The sequence below is a fragment of the Streptomyces sp. CB01881 genome (assembly GCF_002953255.1).
In the GTDB taxonomy this organism is placed as follows: Bacteria; Actinomycetota; Actinomycetes; order Streptomycetales; family Streptomycetaceae; genus Kitasatospora.
Genome location: NZ_CP026498.1, coordinates 7,559,736 through 7,560,593 on the forward strand (window position 1 = coordinate 7,559,736; position 858 = coordinate 7,560,593).

At 64.3% G+C, this 858-nt stretch carries 1 protein-coding gene and 1 pseudogene; both read left to right on the top strand.

Features of this window, described 5'->3' with window-relative positions:
* A pseudogene (gene rpsH, locus C2142_RS23010) lies at window positions 1–290 on the top strand (30S ribosomal protein S8); the annotation flags it as partial.
* Between the two features lie 22 nt (window positions 291–312).
* Window positions 313–852, top strand: coding sequence for a 50S ribosomal protein L6 (rplF, locus tag C2142_RS23015; protein ID WP_148644393.1), 540 nt, complete (start codon window positions 313–315; stop codon window positions 850–852).
* The last annotated feature ends 6 nt before the right edge of the window (window positions 853–858 follow it).

An 858-nucleotide genomic window follows, 5' to 3' on the forward strand; every position in this document is an offset into this window, starting at 1 on the left:
GATCCTGCAGCAGGTACATCTCCTCCTACAAGGTTGAGGAGCCCGTCGAGGGCGAGGTCGGCAAGAAGCTGACCATCGAGCTCAAGTTCGGCCCCAACCGTGAGCGCTCGATCGCTGGCATCAAGCGGATCAGCAAGCCGGGCCTGCGGGTCTACGCAAAGTCCACCAACCTGCCGAAGGTTCTCGGCGGCCTGGGCGTGGCGATCATCTCCACGTCCTCCGGTCTCCTCACCGACAAGCAGGCAGCCAAGAAGGGCGTAGGCGGAGAAGTTCTCGCCTACGTCTGGTAATTCGGGAAACGGAGGTACAGCAATGTCGCGCATTGGACGGCTGCCCATCCCGGTTCCCGCCGGCGTGGACGTCACCATCGATGGCCAGGCGGTCTCGGTGAAGGGCCCCAAGGGTTCCCTCACCCACGTTGTCGCCGCGCCGATCGAGATCGGCAAGGGCGAGGACGGCACTCTGGCTGTCACCCGCCCCAACGACGAGCGTCAGTCGAAGGCCCTGCACGGCCTGACCCGCACGCTGGTGGCGAACATGATCACCGGCGTGACCGCGGGCTACCGCAAGTCGCTGGAGATCAGCGGTGTTGGTTACCGAGTCGTTGCGAAGGGCTCCGACATGGAGTTCCAGCTCGGCTACAGCCACCCGATCCTGGTCGAGGCCTCGGAGGGCATCTCCTTCGTGGTCGAGTCGCCCACCAAGTTCCACGTGGACGGCATCGACAAGCAGAAGGTCGGCGAGGTCGCCGCGAAGATCCGCAAGCTGCGCAAGCCCGACCCGTACAAGGCCAAGGGCGTCAAGTACGCGGGCGAGGTCATCCGCCGCAAGGTCGGAAAGAGTGGTAAGTAAGCGATG

Bases quoted from the DNA above. Each gene is read 5' to 3' on its own strand.
- rplF (WP_148644393.1), top strand. From the start codon at position 313: ATGTCGCGCATTGGACGGCTGCCCATCCCGGTTCCCGCCGGCGTGGAC.